The 21,730-nt window shown below is 66.2% G+C and carries 18 protein-coding genes; 7 read left to right on the top strand and 11 right to left on the bottom strand.

Annotation, left to right across the window (positions count from 1 at the left end; genetic code table 11):
• Window positions 1-44 precede the first annotated feature (44 nt).
• Both DY262_RS18365 and DY262_RS18360 read left to right on the top strand, forming a co-directional pair.
• A complete protein-coding gene (locus tag DY262_RS18365; protein WP_116960532.1) occupies window positions 45-515 on the top strand; it encodes a CesT family type III secretion system chaperone in 471 nt (156 codons plus the stop codon).
• A 58-nt stretch (window positions 516-573) separates the two neighbouring features.
• On the top strand, window positions 574-3,381 hold the full coding sequence (locus tag DY262_RS18360; RefSeq protein WP_147326271.1) for a hypothetical protein: 2,808 nt from the start codon (window positions 574-576) through the stop codon (window positions 3,379-3,381).
• 21 nt (window positions 3,382-3,402) lie between these two features.
• Here the strand turns inward: DY262_RS18360 and DY262_RS18355 are convergent, their stop codons facing one another.
• From DY262_RS18355 to DY262_RS18315, 9 genes are read right to left on the bottom strand one after another with little or no spacing between them, the layout of a single operon-like run.
• Window positions 3,403-4,512, bottom strand: a complete 1,110-nt coding sequence (locus tag DY262_RS18355) for a helix-turn-helix domain-containing protein (RefSeq protein WP_116960530.1) — start codon at window positions 4,510-4,512, stop codon at window positions 3,403-3,405.
• Window positions 4,513-4,535: 23 nt separating this feature from the next.
• Window positions 4,536-5,210 (bottom strand): nucleotidyltransferase family protein, encoded by a 675-nt coding sequence (locus DY262_RS18350; RefSeq protein WP_116960529.1) that lies wholly within the window; start codon window positions 5,208-5,210, stop codon window positions 4,536-4,538.
• A 58-nt stretch (window positions 5,211-5,268) separates the two neighbouring features.
• Complete coding sequence (locus DY262_RS18345; RefSeq protein WP_116960528.1) at window positions 5,269-6,306, bottom strand: XdhC family protein; 1,038 nt, start codon at window positions 6,304-6,306, stop codon at window positions 5,269-5,271.
• Window positions 6,307-6,316: 10 nt separating this feature from the next.
• A complete protein-coding gene (locus DY262_RS18340; protein ID WP_116960527.1) occupies window positions 6,317-6,916 on the bottom strand; it encodes an SRPBCC family protein in 600 nt (199 codons plus the stop codon).
• A gap of 29 nt (window positions 6,917-6,945) precedes the next feature.
• A complete protein-coding gene (locus DY262_RS18335; protein WP_116960526.1) occupies window positions 6,946-8,121 on the bottom strand; it encodes a vWA domain-containing protein in 1,176 nt (391 codons plus the stop codon).
• Between the two features lie 13 nt (window positions 8,122-8,134).
• Complete coding sequence (locus DY262_RS18330) at window positions 8,135-9,049, bottom strand: AAA family ATPase (protein WP_116960525.1); 915 nt, start codon at window positions 9,047-9,049, stop codon at window positions 8,135-8,137.
• Window positions 9,049-9,840 carry an FAD binding domain-containing protein gene (locus tag DY262_RS18325; RefSeq protein ID WP_116960524.1) on the bottom strand — a complete coding sequence of 264 codons (792 nt, stop codon included), beginning with the start codon at window positions 9,838-9,840 and terminating at the stop codon, window positions 9,049-9,051. The genes DY262_RS18330 and DY262_RS18325 overlap by 1 nt, the downstream gene beginning before the upstream one ends.
• A 21-nt stretch (window positions 9,841-9,861) precedes the next feature.
• Entirely contained in the window at window positions 9,862-12,237 is a 2,376-nt protein-coding gene (locus DY262_RS18320; protein WP_116960523.1) for a xanthine dehydrogenase family protein molybdopterin-binding subunit, read from the bottom strand.
• A gap of 21 nt (window positions 12,238-12,258) precedes the next feature.
• On the bottom strand, window positions 12,259-12,723 hold the full coding sequence (locus DY262_RS18315; protein WP_116960522.1) for a (2Fe-2S)-binding protein: 465 nt from the start codon (window positions 12,721-12,723) through the stop codon (window positions 12,259-12,261).
• A gap of 223 nt (window positions 12,724-12,946) precedes the next feature.
• Between DY262_RS18315 and DY262_RS18310 the strand changes: the two genes are divergently transcribed.
• Window positions 12,947-13,858, top strand: coding sequence for a bifunctional GNAT family N-acetyltransferase/nucleoside diphosphate kinase regulator (locus DY262_RS18310; RefSeq protein ID WP_116960660.1), 912 nt, complete (start codon window positions 12,947-12,949; stop codon window positions 13,856-13,858).
• A 46-nt stretch (window positions 13,859-13,904) separates the two neighbouring features.
• Here DY262_RS18310 and DY262_RS18305 read toward each other — a convergent pair whose 3' ends face one another.
• Window positions 13,905-14,411, bottom strand: coding sequence for a helix-turn-helix domain-containing protein (locus DY262_RS18305; RefSeq protein ID WP_245981092.1), 507 nt, complete (start codon window positions 14,409-14,411; stop codon window positions 13,905-13,907).
• 75 nt (window positions 14,412-14,486) lie between these two features.
• On the opposite strand from DY262_RS18305, the gene DY262_RS18300 reads away from it, so the two are divergent.
• From DY262_RS18300 to DY262_RS18290, 4 genes are all read left to right on the top strand, one after another.
• The gene (locus DY262_RS18300) at window positions 14,487-14,936 is read left to right on the top strand and encodes a hypothetical protein (RefSeq protein WP_116960520.1); all 450 of its coding nucleotides are present in this window, start codon (window positions 14,487-14,489) and stop codon (window positions 14,934-14,936) included.
• A 315-nt stretch (window positions 14,937-15,251) separates the two neighbouring features.
• Window positions 15,252-15,383 carry a hypothetical protein gene (locus DY262_RS22160; RefSeq protein WP_281272933.1) on the top strand — a complete coding sequence of 44 codons (132 nt, stop codon included), beginning with the start codon at window positions 15,252-15,254 and terminating at the stop codon, window positions 15,381-15,383.
• A 5-nt stretch (window positions 15,384-15,388) separates the two neighbouring features.
• Window positions 15,389-18,325 (top strand): AAA family ATPase, encoded by a 2,937-nt coding sequence (locus DY262_RS18295; RefSeq protein WP_245981089.1) that lies wholly within the window; start codon window positions 15,389-15,391, stop codon window positions 18,323-18,325.
• A gap of 5 nt (window positions 18,326-18,330) precedes the next feature.
• Entirely contained in the window at window positions 18,331-19,617 is a 1,287-nt protein-coding gene (locus DY262_RS18290) for an McrC family protein (protein ID WP_116960658.1), read from the top strand.
• Window positions 19,618-19,984: 367 nt separating this feature from the next.
• Here DY262_RS18290 and DY262_RS22155 read toward each other — a convergent pair whose 3' ends face one another.
• Window positions 19,985-21,637 (bottom strand): alpha/beta hydrolase, encoded by a 1,653-nt coding sequence (locus DY262_RS22155; RefSeq protein ID WP_181936566.1) that lies wholly within the window; start codon window positions 21,635-21,637, stop codon window positions 19,985-19,987.
• Between the last annotated feature and the right edge of the window lie 93 nt (window positions 21,638-21,730).

Below are 21,730 nucleotides of genomic sequence, written 5' to 3'. Positions count from 1 at the left end.
GCGGCGATTCACCCAAGCGCACCTCCTCCGCCTCTTGTCGCTGCATGACCGCCCTGAACACCCTCGACGACGCCGCCCGGCTGCTGGCGCGGGCGGGCGAGCGCCTGCAGGAGCACCTGCGTTTCGCCGCCATCGAGTCGCACCGCTGGTACGTGCTGTTCAAGGACGGTGGGGCCTATGAGCTGGAGTGGTCAGACGACTGGGGCTGGCTGGTCTTGACCGCCGAACTGGGTCACCCGCCGCCCGAGGGCGAGCGCATCGCCCTGAACCTGGCGCTGTCCTACAACGCCTTGTGGCGCCAGCTGGGCAAGCTGCGCATGGCGCGCGACGGCGAAGACGGTGAGCTGCTGCTGATCGGCGAAGTGGGCCCCGAGGACGCGGATGTCGAGGGGTTTTGCGCGGCGCTGATTCATTTTGAAAGCTTGCGGCGCCATTGGATGGAAACCTTCGAGCGGGTGGGCCGTGAACCGGCCCACCCGCCCAGCCTGCCCAGCCAATGGCTGGAGCGCATTTGATTTCTGGTCTGTTTTGAACCAAGGGTGATGATCCATGGGACTTAAATTTCCCGGCACGGTGAGCAAGAAGGACAAATTCCTGACGACGCAGGATGTTGGCCGTGTGGCCAAGTTCGCCAATGACTTGCAAACCAGCTCGGACCCACGGGCGGCCCCCTTCAAGAAGAAGGGAATCCAACTGCTCGAGCACAAGGGCGCCGTGTACATCGTGCCGGCCAAGCCCGGCAGCAAAAGTGCCGCGCGACGGCATGAGAAGGCCTTGCTCTATTTCGCCGACCACTTTGGCAGCCAGGCCAATCAACGCACATACGGCCACTATGGCAAGGACGGCAAGAACTGCAACGCCATACGAGCGCAGGAGCAGCTTCTGGCTCAGAGGAACAAGGGCAGTCTCACGCTGGATGGGTTGTGCGACGCCCTGACGCCGGTGTCGAACGCGCAGCGCTGCGCCAATGCCCGCCAGGTGTCTGAGGTCGTCGTGGAGGAGGCCCGGCGCCTGGGTCACGAGAGCCGCGCGGCCGCGCCAGACCTCGACGTGCGGGTGGCCGGTGACTGGTTCGCTTCGGAGAGGCAGAGCGAGGAGCGCAAGCTGACGGACGAGTGGATCGGTCTGTTCCAGGACCTTTGTAAGGAACCATCGACGCGTCCCACGAAAGAGCGCAGGTTCCTGGGCAAGCGGTTCGAAGAGACACATCGCTTTGTGTCCTGCGTCTGGAGAACGATGGGGGTCGAACCTCACCGGGACAACGACATCACGCTGGACACGCTGGGCCACCAACTGCTGGTGGCACCAGAGCAGCGCATTCTCGAGTTGAAGTCCACCATCGAATATCTGCACAAGATGGCATGCGCCAATGACCAGCAGGAAGTCCATCGGCAAAAGCAGCTGATTCTCTTCAGCGCGGAATTGATGCGCACCGTCCGGGAGGCCGTGAGGCAGCGCGCGCTGGTCGGCAACTGGCTGGCCAATGAGCTGGCGCCAAGCCTGCCTGGGAGGATGGGGCAATCGGCGGCGGCCGCGGGCGTGAATGCGGTGAAGCTGGCCGCTCGCGATATGGAGCCCGACAGCCCATTCATGTCGGCCTATGAATGGGCCGCGCAGAACCTGCGAACGGCGCTCAATGAGCGGACCGCCCGCCAGACGAAGGCGCAATACGACGCCGTGCTGCCTCAAGTGCTCGGCCTGGTGAGCAAGGATTTGACAACCGGAGACCTCGGGCCGGCCCTGCCGCGGGTCACCGCCGACGCATCGGGTAAGGCGGCTGCCGCCTGTGACCAAGCCCTAGATAGAGCCGATGTGGCGACGCAGCGCGTCGAGGCCTGGATGTGGTTGCCGGCGCAGGCCCCGAATGCAGATCTGGCGGAGCAACTGGGCAACGGCCTGCAAGACGCCTGGGCGAACTTCGCCGATGACCATGGCTTGTCGTCGGACTGTGTTTTCCGTGGGCTCTTCAATGACCTTCCCGATCAACTGAATCGGCTCTCGCAGAAGCTGGATGGTCTCCGCACCGCCTATGAGGCCACGCCAACGGCTTGGCTCAATGAGCAAATCGTGCTGTGCAGCGAAGAGACGATGCGGCAGGCCTCCGTTTATGTGGGCGGTGTGGCCGCGATCGGCCACTTCCTGGTGAATGCGGCGCTGGACCCGCGCTGGCCGCGGCAGTGGCGCAACGATTGCATGGCCTGTGGCACCGCCTTGGTACAGCTGGCGCAAACCTTGGTGGCGCCCGCCAGCCATCTCATGCAGATCTACAACGGGGCACGCAACGCTTTCCTGACTGGAAGGAAGGGCAGCACCAGGCTGCCTCCCGAACGCCAGTACCTGGGGGCCGCCAACCGACGACCCGCCAAGGCCCAGAAAGTCGAAGGCGATGCGCAGCAGCGGCCCACGCCCTTGGCGCGGCGCGCCTCCATGGCCAGCCTCAGCCGCCTCGAGGCTGAGGCTGACGCCCTGCTGCAGAAGCCGGACGCAAGCCCGGCGCTGCGGAGGCCGCGTGCGGATTCGGCGCCGTCCGGCGGTGGGCGCGCTCTGCCCAGAAAACCCCGGCCACAGGTCCGGGCCAAGCGCATGGACGACCTGGTGGAGTCTCTCAAGTCGGTGGCGTCGCCTGGCGATGCCACCGAGGCCGAGCACGCCTCGCAGACCAGGCAGGCTCGTGGGCGCGTGCGCCCGGACCTTCCACCACTCGATGGGAAGGTGGACTATGGCGGGCTGATCAACATGAGCGATGAGGAATTCGATCGCTTCATCAGCGAGCCCGAGACGCCGCCGGCGAGCGCGGACCACGGCTCGCAGCCCACGCCGGGCACCCCCAGGCCTTTGGAGGGCCGCGCCTTGGCAGACCGGCGCCGAAGGGGGGCGTCGGCACGCCCCGGGGCCTCCGGCGCGGCACCGGCGTTCGAGCTGCCCACGGCCCCGCTGAATTCCCGCCGTTACCGCAGCCCGACACCGGAGACCAGCAAGGCGGAACTGGACCGGTACCTGCTGGAGAGGGATAGGCCGCAAGATGGCGCACCCGTGCCGCGGTTGGGTGTCGATGGTGTGCTGCAGGACCCGACGACGAGGAAAGACGTGGAGACGCGGGTGTCCCAGTCCGTGCCGGTCGGCGCCGCCGTGGTGCCTCCTGTGGCCAAGAGCTTGGAGGACAGGGAGCAAGCGCTGGCGGCCGATCCTTTTGGCGAGTGGGATGAAGTGCTCAGGGATTTGGCCAATGCCGCACGGACGCCGAGCGACCTGAGCGACGCGGAGCGCAAGCTGCAGGCCAAGTGGGACAAGCAGGACGCTGATCTCAAGTTCCGCTTGGCTGCGCAGGACCGCGCCGCGGGCATCAAGCCGAAGAAAAAAGGCCTGTTCGGTCTTTGGTGAGATCCCGCGCTGGCCCCGGCCTCAGCGCCGCCCGGCCCCCAGCTTGCGGTAAATCGTCGCCCGGCTGATGCCCAGGGCCCGCGCGGCCTCCTGCACGTTGCCGCGCGCGTCGTCCACCGCCTTGCGGATGGCGGCGGTTTCCAGGTCTTTCAGCGGCACGGCCTGGGCCACGGCGGCGCTGCGCGCGGCGGGGCGGTCCAGCTGGGCCAGCACCTGCAGCCGCAGGCCCGACCACAGCGGCAGTTCCAGCGCGCCGCCGTGCGCGGCGGCGGTGTCGAACAGCGATTCGACCGGCGCCGCGAAATGCAGGCTGGCGTGCCCGGCCGGCGCGCCGGGTGCCACGCCCAGCATGTCGGCCGCGGGCCGGTTCAGGCCGGTGATGTGGCCGTCCGCGTCCAGGCCGATCAGGCCGTCGCTGTCGTCACCCAGCACGCGGCCCGGCCAGTTCAGGCGCAGCAGCAGGTGGTGCGGGCGCGCCAGCGTCAGCGCGTTCTCGATGCTGCGCGCCGACTGCGAGACCAGGTGCTTGAGCGCGGGCTGCTCGGCCACGTTCACGCCGGTCAGGTCCAGCATGCCCACGCACTGGCCGTCCGGGTCCCAGATGGGCGCGCCGGCGCAGCTGTAGACGCTGGTGGCGTCGAAGAAGTGCTCGCCCCGGTGCAGCCACACGGGCTGCAGGTCGGTCAGCGCCATGCCGATGGCGGTGGTGCCCACGGCGCGCTCCGACAGGTCCACGCCCACGCGCGCGATGCGGCCCACGCTGGGCTCGTGCCGGTCCACGGGGCCGTTGACGTCGATCACCACGCCCTGCGCGTCGGTGAGGATGGCGAAGTAGCGCGTGTGCGCCATGGCGCGCGCCAGCGAGCGGATGACGGGCGCGGCGGCCCGCAGCAGCGGCTGGCTGGCGTCCAGCGCGTGGCGCACCTGCGCGCTGCTCACGGGGTCGAAGGCGACCTCGCGCCGCGGCTCCAGGCCCAGCTGCAGGCAGCGCCGCCAGGAGCGCGCCACCCAGGGCGCCAGGCGCGGGCCGGCGTCGGGGTCGCGCGCGTCCAGCACGGCGCGGCGCGCCTGGGCGATCACGGCCAGGCGGTCGGCGGGGGAGGCGGCGGGGCCGGTGGGCATGGGGTGCATTGAATCAGCCCGCCGCGCGTCGATCAACCGTTGTCCATGCCGCAGCGCGGCAAAGCCTCGGCGGTGGGCAGCGCCACGGTCCAGCCGGTGGCCTGCGCCAGGCGGGGCAGGTCCTCGGGCGTGTCCAGGTCGCGGATGTGCGCCTCGTCCGATGTGTTCCACAACGCGACAGCCTCGGGCTGGCGCTGGCGCCAGGCGCGCAGGCCGCCGCTCTGGTTGCGCAGCAGGGCGCAGGCCAGGCCGTCGAGCACCGCCGGATGGCCGGGCTGGCCGTTCACCATCGGCACCAGGGCGTGGCGGCCGCGCTCGCGCTGGTCGAAGGCGTCCAGGGCCGCCTGGATCTGCGGCGCGCCCAGCAGCGGCTGGTCGCCCAGCAGCACCAGCAGCCGGCTGGGCATGGACGTGAGGCTGCGAAGGCCCACGCGCAGCGAATCGGCGGGCTCCTCGCCGGGCTCGGGGTTGCGCAGCAGCACGGGCCGGCGCTCGGGCGCCAGGGCGCTCACGTGCGCGGCGATGGGCTCGGCGTGGTGGCCCACGACCAGGCGCACGTCGTGCACGTCGGCCTCGGCCAGCGCGTCCAGCAGGCGCTGCAGCAGGGTCTGGCCGTTCACGCGGACCAGGCACTTGGGCACGCCGCCCAGCCGGCGGCCTGCGCCGGCCGCCAGCACCAGCGCGGTGGTGTCGCTCCAGGGCTTCATAGCGAAACCTCCGCGCCGCACGCCGCGGTGCGAGCGCCTTCGGGCGGGCGTGCGCCGCTCACGGGTCTTCGCGCATGAAGCAGACCATGGACGGGGCGTTCGGCGCCACGTCCAGCTGGTCCTTGGCCGGGCCCACGGCCAGGTCGCGCGGCAGCGGCACGCCGTTCTTCACGGCCAGCACCTCGGCCATCACGCTCACCGCGATCTCGGCCGGCGTCTTGCTGCCGATGTAGATGCCGATGGGCCCGCGCAGCCGGGCCAGGCTGTCCTCGGTCTGCTCGAAGTGCTCGATCAGGCGCGCGTGGCGCGCCATCTGGTTGCGCCGCGAGCCGATGGCGCCGATGTAGAAGGCCTCGGTCTCCAGGGCCTCCAGCAGCGCCAGGTCGTCCAGCTTGGGGTCGTGGGTGAGGGCGACGATGGCGGTGCGCCGGTCGGCGCGGAAGGCGCGAACCACGTCGTCGGGCATGTCGGTGGTGAGCGTCACGCCGGCCACCTGCCAGCCGCCGCGGTATTCCTCGCGCGGGTCGCAGACGGTGACGGAGAAGCCGCTGAACAGGGCCATGGTGGCCAGGTACTCGGTGAGCTGGCCAGCGCCGATCATGAGCAGGCGGTACTCGGGGCCGAAGGCGTTGTGCAGCCAGCCGCCGTGCTCGCGCAGGGCCTCGGGCTGCTCGATGTCGGTGAGTGTCACGCGGCCGCTGGCGATCTCGGTGCTGCGCTGGACCATGCGGCCCGCGCTCAGGCGCTGCACCAGATCGCCCAGCGTGGCCGCGTCGGGGTTGAACTCCAGCAGCAGCTCCAGGGTGCCGCCGCAGGGCAGGCCGAAGCGGTGGGCTTCGTCGGCGCTCACGCCGTACTTGGTTTTCTGGGGCGGGCCGTCGGCCAGGGCGTCGCGGAAGCGGTGGATCAGGTCGTCCTCGATGCAGCCGCCCGAGACCGAGCCGACCACGGCGCCGCCCTCGCACAGCGCCATGATGGAGCCCACCGGGCGCGGCGAACTGCCCCAGGTGCGGGTGACGGTGGCCAGCAGCGTGGCCTTGCCCGCACGCCGCCAGTCCAGCAGCGTGCGCAGCACGAAGAGATCGAGATTTTCCATGGCGGTCGGTTCACCCCCAGGCGGCGGTGAAGAAAACGATGAGGCCGATGACGAAGGTGATGGCGAAGGCCAGCGCCGGCCAGGCCCAGCCGGGCCAGGGGCCGGATGGGCCGGCGACCACCGCCGGCACCGGCGCGGCGGCGGCGCGGGCGGCCGCCGCCTCGGGGTGGCGGCGCAGCAATTCTTCCTCGAAGCGGCGGAAGAAGTCGTCGGCCATGGATTTGGCCGCACCGTCGATCAGGCGTTGGCCCAGCTGGGCGATCTTGCCGCCCACGGTGGACTTGACGGTGTAGGTGAGCTCGCTGCCGCCCGGCGCGGGGTCCAGCGTCACCGTGGACTCGCCCTTGCCGAAGCCGGCCACGCCGCCCTGGGCCTCGAAGCCGAGCTTGTAGCTGCGCGGCGGCACGATCTCGCTGAGCTGCACGCGGCCGGTGAACTTGGCCGACACCGGGCCGATCTTGATGCCCGCGCCCACGGCGTAGGCGTCGTCGCCCAGGGGCTCGAACTTGTCGCAGCCGGGCACGCAGGCCTTGAGCACGGCCGGGTCGTTGAGGGCGTCCCAGGCCTGCACCTGGTTGACGGGGAGGAGGCGGCTGCCTTGCATGTCCATGGTGGGTCTCCGGTGCGTGTGCGTGGGATTCAGCGGGTTTTCAACAGTTCGGCCAGGGCGCTCGCCAGCTGCTGCAGGTGTTCCAGGTTGTGCACGGCCAGCATGCCGTGCGCGTGGCGGTGCAGCACGCTGGCGCCCTGCGCCAGGGGCTGGTAGCCAGCGTAACGCAGCAGCGGGTTGAGCCAGAGAACCTGGCGGCAGTGGCGGCGCAGCCAGTGCAGCTCGGCGTCGAGCTGTTCGGGCGCGCCGGTGTCCAGCCCGTCGCTGATGAGCAGCACCACCGTGCGCCGCCCCACCAGGCAGCGCGCGTGCCGCTCGCGCAGCTCGGCCAGCGAGGCGCCCAGCCGCGTGCCACCCGCGAAATCGGCGATGGCCGCGTTGGCGAGCGCCAACATCGCGTCGGCGTCGGCCTGCCTCCAGGCGGCGCGCAGGTCGCTCAGGCGGGTGCCGAAGGCGAAGGCCGAACGCGGCACGCCGCGCGTGGCCTGGTGCAGGAAGGCCAGCAGCAGGCGCGCGTAGCGCTCCATGGAGCCCGACACGTCCACCAGCACCAGCAGCGGCAGCGGCTGGCGGCGCCGTTCGCGGCGCGGCGGGGCGAGCAGCTCGCCCTCGTGCCGGCGCGCCTGCTGCAGGGCGCGGCCCCAGTGGATGCGGTGGCCGCGCGGGCCGGGCCGCTGGCGCCGGCTCGGCAGCTCGGGCAGGGGCAGGGCGATGTCGCGCGCCAGGGTGTCGACGAGGCGGAACTCGCTGGCCGACAGGCCCGCGAAATCGGCGTGGCGCAGGCGCCGCAGGTCGCTGGCGGTCATGGCGGCGTCCAGGCGCAGCTCGGTCTCCTGGGGGGCGCGCTGCTTGGCGCTGGCGCCGGCCACGGTCAGCGCCTCTTGCGAACGCGCGCTGCGCGCGGGCGGTTGGGCCGACGGGGCCTTGGGCAGCATCTGCGACAGCAGCTGCTTTTCCAGCTCGGGGTTGCGGAAGAAGGCGGCGAAGAGTTCGCCGAAGACCTCGATGTCCTGCGGCCGGCTCACCAGCACGGCGGCCAGCGCGGCCTGCAGGTCGTCGCGCCGCTCCAGGCCCACCAGCTGCGTGGCGCTGATGGCGCCGGCGATGCGCGCGCTGTCCACCGGCACGCCGGCGCGGCGCAGGGCGCGGCCGAAGGCGGTGATCTGGTCCGGCAGCTTGCCGCTGCGTGCATCCCCGAGTTGCATACGGCGCTTGCGCTCAGGCCACGTCCGGTTCCAGCAGCTGGTCGATCATGGGCAGCAGGGCGGCCACGTCCTCGCGCTGCTTGAACAGGATGCCCGCCGTGTCCTGGATCACCTCCGGGTCCAGCACCAACGTGTCCAGCGCCACCAGGGCCTTGGCCCATTCCACGCTCTCGGCGATGCCGGGCGCGCGCTGGAAGGCGTTGGCGAACGGTTGCGCGCGCAGGCGCTCCACGAAGCGCGCGATCTGTTCGGTGAGCGCGGCGCTGGCCTGCGGCACCTGGCCGCGCACGATGGCGAGTTCGCGCTCGCGGTCCGGGTGGTCCAGCCATTGGTACAGGCAGCGGCGCTTCACCGCGTCGTTGAGGTCGCGCGTGCGGTTGCTGGTGAGCAGGGTGAGCGGCGGCGCCATGGCCGTGATGGTGCCCAGCTCGGGGATGCTCACCTGGTATTCGCCCAGGTACTCCAGCAGGAAGGCCTCGAAGGGTTCGTCGGCGCGGTCCACCTCGTCGATCAGCAGCACCGCGCCGGGCGGCGGCGTCTGCAGGGCCTGCAGCAGCGGGCGGCGGATCAGGTAGCGCTCCTGGTAGACCTCGCGCTCGATCTGCTCGGGCGTGGAGGTGTTCTGCGCCGCGCGCATGTGCAGCAGCTGCGCGGTGTGGTTCCACTCGTACAGGGCCTCGCGCTGCTCCATGCCGTCGTAGCACTGCAGGCGCAGCAGCGGGCGCTGCAGCACGCGCGCCAGGGCCTTGGCCAGCTCGGTCTTGCCGACGCCGGGCTCGCCCTCCAGCAGCAGCGGGCGCTGCAGGCGCATGGCCAGGAACACGGCCGTGGCCAGCGCGCGCGGGGCGTGGTAGCCCACGCCGCGCAGCGCGGCCAGCCAGCCGTCGATGTCGCGCGGTTCGGTGGAGGCGGCAGCGAGTTCGGGCATCAGCCGTTGGCCGCGGCCACCGCGCGCTGGGTCTGCACGCGGATCAGCTGCGCGCGGTACTCGGCGCTGGCGTGCAGGTCGGCATTGAGCTGGCTGGCGTCGATGGCCACGCCCTGCACGGCCTCGGGCGTGAAGCCCTTGCCGAGCGCCGCCTCCAGCCCGGCGTGGCGGAACACGCCGTTGCCCGCGCCGGTGATGGCCACGCGCGCGCCGCCGTCGGTGAGCGCCACGAACACGCCCACCAGTGCGAAGCGCGAGGCCGGCTGGCGGAACTTGGCGTAGGCCGCCTTCTTGGGGATGGGGAAGCGGATCGCGGTGATCAGCTCGCCGCTGTCCAGCGCGGTGCTGTACAGGCCCTGGAAGAAGTCGTCGGCCTTGATCTCGCGCTTGTCGGTGACGATGGTGGCGCCCAGCGCCAGCACCGCGCTGGGGTAGCAGGCGGCCGGGTCGTTGTTGGCCACCGAGCCGCCGATGGTGCCCATGGCGCGCACCTGGCGGTCGCCAATGCCGCCGGCCAGCGCGGCCAGGCCGGGAATGGACGATTTCACGTCGGCGCTGGTGGCCACCTCTTCGTGGCGCGTCATGGCGCCGATGACGAGGCTGTTGCCCTCGCGGCGGATGCCGCGCAGCTCGGCCACGCCACCGAGGTCCACCAGCGCGCCGGGCTGCGCCAGGCGCTGCTTGAGCGAGGCGATCAGCGTCTGGCCACCCGCCAGCGCCTGCGCGCCGCCGCCGGTGAGCCGCTTGGCATCGGCCAGGGTCTTGGGTTGTTCAAGGGTGAAGGCGTACATGGTCTTGTCTCCTTGAAGGGCTTATTGCTTGGCCGACTGGATGGCCTGCCACACGCGCGAAGGCGTGGCGGGCATGTCGATGTCCTTCACGCCCAGCGGCGCCAGGGCGTCGAGCACGGCGTTGATGACCGCCGGTGGCGAGCCGATGGCGCCGGCCTCGCCGCAGCCCTTGGTGCCCAGCGGGTTGGTGGTGCAGGGCGTGCAGACGTGGCCCAGGGTGAAGCTGGGCACGTCGTCGGCGCGCGGCATGGCGTAGTCCATGAAGGAGCCGGTGACCAGCTGGCCCGTCTCGCGGTCGTACACGCAGTGCTCCAGCAGCGCCTGGCCGATGCCCTGCACCAGGCCGCCGTGCACCTGGCCCTCCACGATCATGGGGTTGATGATGGTGCCGAAGTCGTCCACCGCGGTGAAGCGGTCCACGCGCGTCTCGCCGGTCTGCGGGTTCACCTCCACCTCGCAGATGTAGGTGCCGCCGGGGAAGGTGAAGTTGGTCGGGTCGTAGAAGGCCGTCTCGTTCAGGCCCGGCTCCAGCTTGTCCAGCGGGTAGTTGTGCGGCACATAGGCCGTGAGCGCTACCTGGCCGAAGGGGATCTTCTTGTCGGTGCCCTTCACGCTGAACTCGCCGTTGGCGAACTCGATGTCGGCGTCGCTCGCTTCCATCAGGTGCGCGGCGATCTTCTTGGCCTTGGCCTCGATCTTGTCCAGCGCGCGCATGATGGCCGCGCCGCCCACCGAGATGGAGCGCGAGCCGTAGGTGCCCATGCCGAAGGGCACGCGGCCGGTGTCGCCGTGCACGATGTCCACCTGCGAGGGATCGATGCCCAGGCGCGAGGCCACCACCTGCGCGAAGGTGGTCTCGTGCCCCTGGCCGTGGCTGTGCGAACCGGTGAACACCGTGACGCTGCCCGTGGGGTGCACGCGCACCTCGCCGCACTCGAACAGGCCGGCGCGCGCACCCAGGGCGCCCGCCAGGTTGGACGGCGCCAGGCCGCAGGCCTCGATGTAGCTGCTGTAGCCGATGCCGCGCAGCAGGCCCTTGGCCTTGCTGGCCTCGCGGCGCTTCGCGAAGCCGGCCACGTCGGCCAGTTCGGTGGCCTTGTTCATGCACGCGTGGAAATCGCCCGTGTCGTACTGCAGCGCCACCGGCGTCTGGTACGGGAACTGGGTGATGAAGTTGCGCCGGCGGATCTCGTCCTGGCTCAGGTTCATCTCCCAGGCGGCGCGGCTGACGATGCGCTCCAGCAGGTAGGTGGCCTCGGGCCGGCCGGCGCCGCGGTAGGCGTCCACCGGCGAGGTGTTGGTGAACCAGGCGTCCACTTCAACGTAGACCTGCGGCGTGGTGTACTGGCCCGCCAGCAGCGTGGCGTACAGGATGGTGGGCACCGCCGTGGAGAAGGTGGACAGGTAGGCGCCCAGGTTGGCGTCCGTGTGCACACGGAAACCCAGGAACTTGCCGTCCTTGTCCATGGCCATCTCGGCGTGCGTCACGTGGTCGCGGCCGTGCGCGTCGCACAGGAAGGCTTCGGCGCGCTCGCAGGTCCACTTGATGGCGGTGTTGAGCTTCTTCGCCGCCCAGGTCACGGCCACGTCTTCGGCGTAGAGGAAGATCTTGGCGCCGAAGCCGCCGCCCACGTCGGGCGCGATTACGCGCACCTTGTGCTCGGGCAGGCCCAGCACGAAGGCCGTCATCAGCAGCCGCTCCACGTGCGGGTTCTGGTTGGCCACGTAGAGCGTGTACTCGTCGTTGGCGCGGTTGTAGGCGCCAATGGCCGCGCGCGGCTCGATGGGGTTGGGCGCGAGGCGGTTGTTGACCAGGTCGATCTTGGTCACGTGCGCCGCGTTCGCGAAGGTGGCGTCCACCGCCGCCTTGTCGCCGATGGCCCACTTGTAGCAGTGGTTGTCGGGCGCCACCTCGTGCAGCGCCGTGCCTTTGGGCGCGTCGCGCACGTCCACCACGGCGGGCAGGGGCTCGTAGTCCACCTCCACCAGCTCGGCGGCGTTCTTGGCGTTCTCCACCGTGTCGGCCACCACGATGGCCACGTGGTCGCCCACGTAGCGCACCTTGCCCTGGGCCAGGAAGGGGTGCGGCGGCTCCTTCATGGGCTGGCCGTCGGTGCTGGTGATGAGCCAGCCGCAGGGCAGGCCGGCCACCTTGTCGTTGGCCACGTCCTGCCCGTCGAAGATGCCCACCACGCCCGGCGCGGCCAGCGCGGCGGTCTTGTTGATGGAGCGGATGGCGGCGTGCGCGTGCGGCGAGCGCACGAACACCGCGTGCTTCATGCCTTGCAGCTGGATGTCGTCGGTGTACTGGCCGGCGCCGGTGAGGAAGCGGTAGTCCTCCTTGCGGCGCAGCGGCTCACCGATGTGAGGGAGTTTGGCGAAATCGATGGCACCCATGGTCGTTCTCCTTGTGTGCGATCACTTCATGGCCGCAGCGCCTTGCTGCACGGCCTTGACGATGTTGTGGTACCCCGTGCAGCGGCACAGGTTGCCTTCCAGCTGCTCGCGGATCTGCGCCTCATTGGCGCCGGGGTGGCGCTGGCACAGGTCCACCGCGCTCATCACCATGCCCGGCGTGCAGAAGCCGCATTGCAGGCCGTGGCACTCCTTGAATGCGGCCTGCATGGGGTGCATGGTCCCGTCGGCGGCGGCCATGCCCTCGATGGTGGTCACCTCGCGCCCGGCCACCTGGGCCAGCAGCACATTGCACGACTTGATGGCCTTGCCGTCCAGGTGCACGGTGCAGGCCCCGCACTGGGCCGTGTCGCAGCCGACGTGCGTGCCGGTGAGGCGCAGGTGTTCACGAAGGGCGTGCACCAACAGCGTGTTGGGCGCCGCGTCCACGGTCACGGCGCGGCCGTTGACCTTGAGTTCTACGGGCATGGTTGTCTCCTGGGTTCGTGGGGAAGCCGGGGACAGTGGAGCACTCGGGGTCGGCAGGGGAGGGGTGGGTTAACCCTTGGAGGCGGGCGGCGTCAGGATTTGTTCTCAAATTGAGACGGCAAGCGGGGCGCGGCCATCCCCGGTAAAATTGGGGGTTATTCGAAAGAACCGCCGTGGCCGCGCCCATGGAAGGCTTTCATTCTTGAAACCACCGGTGGTGAAGATGAACAAGCCTTTCATTTCCCTGTGCCCCGAAATCACCCGGTCCCACGCGCTCACGCTCATGGACTGGCTGGAAGACGAAGAAGTCACGCGCTACCTCAGCGACTCGCGCCACGTCTCCCGCTTCATCGAACAGGTCATCGGCCGGGTCCAGCTGCCCGTGCTGACCCACCTGTTCAACCAGGGCGGCCGCTTCTTCATGGCCTGCGACGAGCGCGACGTGCCGGTGGGCTTTGTGCGCCTCGTCAAATCGGGTGCCGACTGCGAAATGGTGCTGGTCATCGGCCAGCGCGACAACTGGGGCCGCAAGCTTGGCGCCAGCGCCATCCACGAAGGCATGAAGCTCGCCTTCTTCGACATGCGGGCCGAGAAGCTCATTGCCAAGATCCACCCGGACAACGCCCGGTCGCTCAAGGCCTTTCTGAACAGCGGCTTTCTGCCGCACAGCGAAACGCCCGCGACGAAGTCGCTGGTGATGCACTCGGAGCACTACCTGCGGCTGCTGCGCGAGCGCCCCGCGCCCCACACCGCCAGCATCCACATCACCGAAATCGACAAGGCCCGGCTCCAGAGCCTGCTGGCCTTCGAACGCGGCGCGGACATTTTTGAGCTGGAGCACGAGATCGAGCGCGCCATCGTCGTCGACCCCCGGCAGGTGGCGGACGACGTGGTCACCATGAACTCCAAGGCCCTGCTGCAAGTGAACGACGAGGAGCGGGAAGTGGCGCTGGTGTACCCCGAAGACGCCGACGAAGGCGCCGGCAAGCTCTCGGTGTGCTCCGGCATCGGCACAGCCATCCTGGGCTACAAGGCGGGCGACGCCTTCAACTGGCGCATGCCTCACCGCACCTGCCACATCCGCATCGAGAAGGTGCTGTACCAGCCGGAGGCGGCGGGCGACTTTCATCTGTAGCGGGGGCGGCGGCGCGAGCGCCGCCGATGGGGCGGCGCGCGGTCGGTTAGGTGTCGCGCTGGGGCGTGCCCCGCGCACCCGAGGCCTTGCCCGGAACGGACAAGAGTTCTTCCAGCGTCAGGTGCAATGGAGCGGCCAGCCTCGCCAGCGTCTGCAGTGAGGGGTTGCGCGCCCGACGTTCGATGTGCGCGATGACGTACATGCTGACGCCGGATTGCTGGCCCAGCGTCTCCTGGGTCAGCTTCAGCGCTTGGCGCGCTGAAACGAGGTTCTGCGCGACCACCTCCTCAATCACGCTGGCTTCTTCATCTCTGGGGACTGGCTTCGCTGCGAACAGCGAGCCGGTCGTGACACCCAAGGCCGCAGCCAGTTGATCAACGGCGCTCAAGCTCAGTTTCGAGCTCCCCTTCTCCAAGTTGGCCACGAAGGTTCGGCTCAACTGCGCTTGCTCAGCCAACGCACGGATGCTCCAGTTGCCCTTGGCGCGGAGGGCGATGACGTTGGCGACCAAGATGCCGAACGGATCAACGGATGGAGGGGAGGGGTGGGTCACTCCAAAAGTGTTCGTCTGGCATTTACTGGGGTGGCATTCCTGAGGCAGAATTGAGGCCATCTCAGAGGAACATTTATGTTCATCCCCGCCAAGGGCTCGGCCCCCTTCCTCCATCCCTCTCGCGCCACGCGCAAGCAGAACCACTGGTCCGTGGTCACCCGGGCGTTGGAGGCACCGTGGTACTTGCTTGTGTACGACGTGACTTGCCAGTGGGGCCATAAGGTGTCGCAAACGTCCTTGGTGGCCTGTGACGAGGCGCTGGTGGACATGCTGGCCGAGATGGCGGCGGCCGACGTCCACGGACTGGCCTGCCTCGATCGGCGCCACGGGCCCGGGCCTTGCTGGGGCCTGCATTGGATCGATGCTGTGTGGAAGCCTGCACCCGAGGAGGCCCGCACGGTGGGACGTTTGTTGATTCGGTGCGACGCTGAGTCGGTGGTGCGCGATGCGTTTCTGCGGCCGGTGGGGGAGGTGGCGGGACGGCGGCTGTTGTATGAGCGGGCGGCCCGCGGGGGAATCGCTTGAGTGTGCGGACGGATGCTTAGCGCAGAGCTGGGTGAGGGCGTGTGCTCTTTGCTTGTGCGGCGGCGCAGCGTAGTTTTTGAAACTGGCGAGGGGCGGCTGGAGACTGGACGTAGTCACTCCATCTCTGAGACTGGCGGACCGCTTCGCAGCGATTGCGGAAGTTCGACGCGCGGGAACAAGGTCCGAACCACAATGGACAGCAGGCAATCACAGCTTTGCGGCGAGCGGTCTTTCGGCTCGTTCTCAGAGGCTGGTTCGCTCAGAGATCTCCAGGGTATCCTCCAAGCGCCAACCGCCCTAAACCGCCATCTACCTATGCTCTACGTCATCGCGAAAGCTCTCTGGGCCACCACCGACAAGTTGCGCGCCAATCTGAATGCCTGCGAATACAAGCACTTAGTCGGCGACCTCTCCGAGTCCAAGTCCATCGCGCCCGCGTTGGTATGACTGCGATGATCACCACCGTCGCACCATCCACCACCTTGAACGCGCTTTGGGATGAGTTCCTGGGCCGCTGGCCAGTGGAATCGCTACGCAGCATGAGCCTCGCGGATTACACCCAGGCCGGCAACAAGGACTGCTTTACCTACTGGCTGGAATCCCGCACTGAGAATCTGGGTTCGATCTGGGGCGGCTCAGCCTTCAAGTTCGGCGTGTATTCGCGCAAGGACCAAACCGATAAAACGGCGAGCAGCAACGCAAAGGCCTTCAGCACGAGCCACGGTTGGCTCACCAAGTACGGTGGCAGTGCCGAGGAAGCGTTTGAACGGGTGCGTGACATTGTGGCCTCAGTAGCCGAGGCGGCCCGGGCCGGCAATCTGGACGAGGTGGAAACGGTCGACTTGGGTGCGACAACCAAGTGGAAGATCGCCTTCCTCTACCAAGACCGCCAGAACCCTTGCGTGTTACCCATCTTCCTCCCAGCCGCGCTACAGGCGTTGCCGGGGGCGGTCCCTAAGAGCAACTGCGCCCAGTTACATCGAGCGTTGATGGCAGCCAAGCCTGAAGATGAGCCTCTGCTCACCTACGGACAACGGTTGTGGAGTACTGCTGAGCAGGTGCTGCACTCCAGATTGAGCAATGACGAGGTACTTGCCTATTTGCAAGCCTACCCAGGCTTGACGCCTATCAAGCCTCCGACTGAGAAGCACGCTGGTTTCCGTTGCGTTGACGGCCGTGAGCTTTGCTTGCTGCGCAGCCGAAAGACGCCGGTGATTTTTGTTCAGCCGGGTGACTGGACGGACTCCGTTCCCACCAATGCGACCAACTTCAAGCTCAAAACGCCGGACGACACGCGCAGCCATGGGCTCACTGCCAATGCGCCATCGCTTGCGGCACCCAACGAGGCTGCAGCCGTCACAGTGGGGACGTGGGAGTTCCTGATGAAACTTTTGGAGGCGTACACCGGCACGGCAGCTCCGCCGGCAAGAGCGAGTAAGGACAACGCCATGCAGCCTGCGGATGAGAAAAGCGGCCACCAGGTCCGTATAGCCGTCAGCCATGAGCCGTTGAACCAAATCCTATATGGCCCGCCGGGCACTGGGAAAACATACTCCACGATTAATGCGGCCCTCGCGGTGCTCGACGCGACCTTCCTGGCTCAGTACGGCATGGATCGAGCTGCGTTAAAGGCTCGGTTCGATGCCTTGGTGCAAGAACGCCGCATCCGTTTCGTGACCTTTCACCAGAGCTTCAGCTATGAAGACTTTGTGGAAGGCTTGCGTGCGACCACGAGTGAGGACACCGGGCAGGTCCGCTATGAGGTGGTGGACGGCGTGTTCAAGTCCTTGTGCGAGGCGGCGGCGGTCAAGGTCACTCGCCCGCAGGAGAAGGCCGTGCCGGCAGCGCCGATCGACATACGCGGACGGCGCATTTGGAAGATGTCCCTCGGCAACACCCTAGGCAGCGACGCCGCGATTTACGACGAGTGCATCGAAAAAGGTTATGCGCTGCTGGGCTATGGCGGTGCCGTTGACTTCACGGGCTGCACCTCGCGCAGCGACGTGCTTGCGCGCTGCACCGCGAACGGTCTTCAGGTGGAGAATCCGCAAACCGACTACACCGTGACCAGCGTGGCAGGTTTTGTCACCCGCATGAAGCCGGGCGACCTGATGGTGATCAGCGACGGGAACTTCAAGTTCCGAGCCATTGGCGAGGTGAGCGGGGAATACAAGTTCCAGCCCCACAGCGACTATCCAGACGGCTACGCGCAGATGCGCCCGATCAAGTGGTTGCGCGTTTACGAGCCATCGCTGCCACATGGCGAGCTGATGAACAGCCAGTTCAGCCAGATGACGCTGTATGAGCTGCGGTCGCCTTCCATTGATCTCGACAAGCTGCAGCGCTTGCTGGGCAGCCAACCAACGTCCGCCGTCGAGGCAGGCAATTTGCGCCTCGGACAGGTGGGCAGTTCGGACTACAAGATCACCCAAGTTACCGACGATCTGGTCGAGCTGTCCAAGCCTAACGGCAACAAGCTGCACTTCGCTCAGAGCATGTTGCGGGTGCTCGCGGATGGCGTCCGTAGCGGCGCCATGAGTGTGGAGGACATTCGCGACAAGCAAGCGATTCCGCGTCTACTCGGCAAGGGGCTGGAGCCCTATGTTGTGAACGGCTATGCCAACGTATTGGCACCGTTGATCGAGCAGATGCTCGGTGAAGCCGTACTCACAATCGCCGACCGCGAAGCGGTGGCCGCGAATGACGCCCGCGTGCTGATCATTGACGAAATCAACCGCGGCAATGTGTCGCGTATTTTCGGCGAGCTGATCACGCTGATTGAGCCGTCCAAGCGCGCAGGCGCCACTGAGGCCTTGGAAGTGGTGCTTCCATACTCTAAGAAGCCATTCAGCGTGCCGCAGAACGTCTACTTGATTGGCACAATGAATACGGCCGACCGCTCGCTCACCGGCATGGACGTGGCGCTGCGCCGCCGTTTCGTGTTCAAGGCTATGCCGCCGCAGGTTGACATACTGAAAGACGTGGAGGTCGAAGGCATCTTCGTCGACAAACTGTTGTCGGTTATCAACCTGCGCATCGAGGCACTGCTTGATCGGGACCATTGCCTGGGTCATGCCTACTTCATGCCGCTGCGGCAAGTGCCGACATTGGGCAAGCTGGCGGAGATCTTCAGTAATCAGGTGCTGCCGCTGCTGCAAGAGTATTTTTTCGACGATTGGCAGCGCATCCAATGGGTACTCAACGATCACCGCAAGCCGGAGATGTTCCAGTTCGTTAGCGCTCGGGGCGTTGATGTTGATGATCTGTTCGGCGCCGATGTCAATGTGGCTCACAGTCCTCAGGTTTGGTCGGTCAATAACGAGGCATTCTTTTATGTCGAAAGTTACCTGGGCGTGATTGACCACCGCGAGGCGCAGGACGAAGAATGAGGCCGGTGCCGCGCAACGTCAGCGTTCGCGAGCATGCGTGGCTCTGCACTGAATCAGTGACCGCGACGCTGGACTGCGCCCAGGTCAGCGAATCGGCGTTCGACTACTTGTGCCTCCTGAGCGAGGGCTTCTCACGAGGAGGCGTACGTCTGCTGCAGGTGGAAGGACAACGGCGGCTGAAGCTGGACAACTTCGTGGGCGTTATCCAGACGCCGTGCGGCACGGTGTTGGAGATCGTGCCCAAGCATCAAGCTGAGGACGGTAGCTTGGCCGAGGCGCGAGCGCTGCTGCGCAAGCTGTTGCTAGCCTTGCTGGATCTACCGACACGCGACGTCAGCGTGGCCTCGTTGCAACTGTTCGACGCGCCTTTGTCCGAATGGGTGATGGGACGCTTCCTGCAGGAGCTAGACACATTGGTCCGCCGCGGCCTGCGCTTCGAGTACCAGCGAGTGAACGAGGAACTTCCTTTCCTGCGCGGGCAGCTAAATCTCAATCAGCAACTGCGGCAGCCTCCCGGGCGCGACCATCGCTTTCATGTACGACATGAGGTCTACTTGCCTGATCGGCCCGAGAACCGATTGATGAAGCTGGCGTTGGATCGCGTGCGCCAGAGCACCCAGGATGCCAACCACTGGCGCCTTGCCCAAGAACTCAGCTTCCGACTGGCTGAAATTCCGTCCAGCCGTCAGGTATGGGCCGATTTCCGGGCCTGGGGGCAGGACCGCTTGCTAGCGCGCTACCGGCCTATCAAGCCGTGGTGCGAGTTGATCCTGAATCAGCACATGCCCTTGGCTGTCGCCGGTGACTACCAGGGCATCAGCCTGCTGTTCCCGATGGAAAAGCTCTTCGAGCGCTTCGTCGCACGCTGCCTGCGCACATCGCTGGCACCAGGTCTGGAAATGCGCACGCCGGCCCGCAGCGAGTCGCTTTGCGAGCACCAGCAGAAGCCGATCTTTCGTTTGGAGCCCGATATCTACATCGCAGATGGCACCCAGCGCTGGATTCTGGACACCAAGTGGAAGTTACTGGATAGGAGCAAGCGGGTGGACAAGTACGGCCTGAGCCAAGCGGACTTCTACCAACTATTTGCCTATGGGCAGAAGTACCTTGGCGGCGTTGGGCGTATGGCGTTGATCTATCCACGCACCGAGGCGTTCCATAGCCCACTCGACGCGTTCGACTTCGACGAACGGCTGCATTTGGAAGTACTTCCATTCGATCTGGATAACGAGCGCTTACTAGGTGTAGAGCGACTGGGATTTGCCCATCGTCCGCTGCGAATGGCTACATAGGCTGCGGCAGTTGGTGACGCACGCCCTGCACATTTTTTCCACCTAGCCCTCCTGCCAGCCCAACGCGGAGTTGCAGAACTCCACCCCGAACAGGAAGTGGCTGTGTGCCGCGGCGTGTACGGCGACATCGTCCGAATTTTGTACAGAGCCTGTCATCCTGCTTGAGTTACGCTCGGGCATCAACTCTCGGCGACAGCGGCCTCCTAGCTGGCGGTACGAATGTCGGACTCCAGTCTCGGGCAGACGGTGCTGGTGGACCAACTTCACGGCGTATGGAGTCAGTCGATAGCGACGAGCAATTCACGGCAGTTGCCACCGGGCTAAAACTCTGTGCGCTATCACGCTCGGCTCGGCCTGCAGGTATTCGCTACTTGTTGGGCGGGAGTAGTAGCCAGTATCCCAAGTTCTTTCGTGAAACTCGCTGCAGGCCTCGTTGTTCCGCATTGTCCCCCTTTAGCAGGCGCCGGATGTCATCCAGCACTTCAACAGAATCCGCGAAGCTTGAGTGGCCGCCGGGTCGATAGTTGACGGAAGAAACATCAATAGTTTCTACGCCGGGCACTAGGCATAGACCCTCACCAGAGTCTCCCGCCCGCGGGCCGGAATTGGCAAACTTCGCTATGCGCAGAGCGGCATCGTTCGAAGCAACATAGTTTGTAACCGAATGACGACTCCTTATGGCCGGGCTGATTTGAACCTCGAAGTCAAGGGCACGAATGTCGGGCGCTGCAAGAACTATCTGTTTGAACCTAGAAACTGGTGGTGATCCTAATCCCGAGTCGACAAGAAGATTGGGGACACGAATCTCATCGAGTGCGTAGGTAAGCACTTGAGCTCCCTTGCTATGAGCAATGATGTGAATGCGACCGATATCTTGTACTTTCGCAATTTCGTCTAAGAATTTTGCGAAGTACTTTCCGGCTGCCCACAGTCGATCACCGCTGCCGACATAGTTAAGCTTTTCGGGATCAGATGGCCAACTGAACATGACCGGCACCACCTGAAAATCGGAATCCGCCAAGTCGTATGCGACCTGCGCTGTGCGGAACGCCGCATCCTTGAAACTGTTAGAGAAGCCATGAATGTAGACAACGGCTGTTCTTCCCTTTGCGAGCGCAGCCGATAACCTCAAACGATCGCGGAAGTCTTCGGGGGTCAACTCCTCAACGGGTCCCGCGAAGGAGAAGTCGCTCATCGGGTTCGCTGCAGAAATCGGCGTGATGGCGAGAAAGCTGGCGACCGAACTAGACGTCACCTTCTCCAGAATGACGGAGAAAAAATCTGGCTCAGGGATAGTCGCCTTCCGGCGATTGGGTGGCACGTTCACAAGAACACGGCCAAGGGTGAGGCGATCAGCAGTGGTTGATTCGTCGGATGTGAAATAGGCATAGGGGCTGTTCCGGCCCGATTTCGCACGGGTAGTTCCATAAAAAACCGAGACGACGCCCTTTGGGGCTCGCGACTCCATGGGTTCTCCGCTCGAACTTCTGGTACCGACAACCTCAAGTTCCACGCGTCGACTCATGGCCCGTCCCTTAGCTGTCGCGTTGTCCGCAACTGGCATCGCCGCGCCCTCACCTTCGGCATAGATTCGATTGGCCTCGATTCCCTTGCTCACTAAGTAAGCCTTCACGGACTCGGCGCGCGATATCGACAGCTTCTGGTTGTAGGCATCAGAGCCAACAGAGTCAGCATGTCCAATAGCGATGATGAGTTCAATACTTACATCAGAAGTCTTGCGGACCAGTTCATCCAGTTTGGCCTTGGCGTCGGATCTCAAAACGGACTGGCCGCTGTCAAAGAAAGTATCGACTGAGAACGCGACTTTTTCTGAAGTTGCTGCCGGTGATAGAGGAAAAGCCTTGGCCAGTGGAGGCGGCACTGAAGGTGAAGGTGCCGGATGTGGAATGGGGGACACGACTTGCCCAACTGGCGGAGGATCTGACTGCGGCTTCATCTGAACGCTGGCGCAGCCACCCAGCAAAAGAGAGCCAAGTACCACGAGAATTCGAAGGTGCATGATCCCCCCCGATGGCTTGATGAACCAACTGCAGACCCAGCATAAGACTACCCGGAGTCCTTGGACGTGTCATCCTTAGCATGTCGGATGCTT

Origin of the sequence: Hydrogenophaga borbori (assembly GCF_003417535.1) — a bacterium.
GTDB lineage: Bacteria > Pseudomonadota > Gammaproteobacteria > Burkholderiales > Burkholderiaceae_C > Hydrogenophaga > Hydrogenophaga borbori.
Note: the sequence above shows the minus strand (reverse complement) of the source record. Positions and strands in the feature narration are given on the sequence as shown.